Here is a 512-nt window from a genome sequence, read left to right on the forward strand (position 1 = left end):
AATTATTCAAAACTGTCTTAGACGATGAAACCAAATTATTCGCTGTGGGTGGTGTCTTTGACGAAGAAAATGCTAAAGATGCGGTGGAAAATTATACTGATATTGTTGTAGTTGGGCGTGGGACCCTAATAGATCCACAATTTGGACTTAAGATTCAAGAAGGACGTGGACATGAAATTTTCCATGAAATTAGCCCAGAAAACATGGCATATGTCTCATGGACAGAGGGACTAAAAGAAGCATTTACTAGAGAAGATTCATTAGGCTTACCTCCACTACCAGGTGGTGAAACGATAAGACACTTACATACAGGTCACTACGATATGTTAGGGAAATAAATAATAATATTTTAGAAGCGTTCATATGAACGCTTTTTTGTACATGATTGTTCTTTTTGAAAATAATCACGTGCAGCTATAAGTTGGGTAAATACATATTAATCAAGGCATTATATAAGAAAAATGTTTTTTATTATTTTAAAATAAGCAAAATTTTTGAGTGGGTTTCTAGCT

At 34.0% G+C, this 512-nt stretch carries 1 pseudogene; it reads left to right on the forward strand.

The features are described 5' to 3' along the window. Nucleotides 1-338, forward strand: a pseudogene (locus ACRCJ0_RS19385) (NADH-dependent oxidoreductase); the annotation flags it as partial. Between the last annotated feature and the right edge of the window lie 174 nt (nucleotides 339-512).

This window comes from Aerococcus sp. L_32, assembly GCF_050689315.1.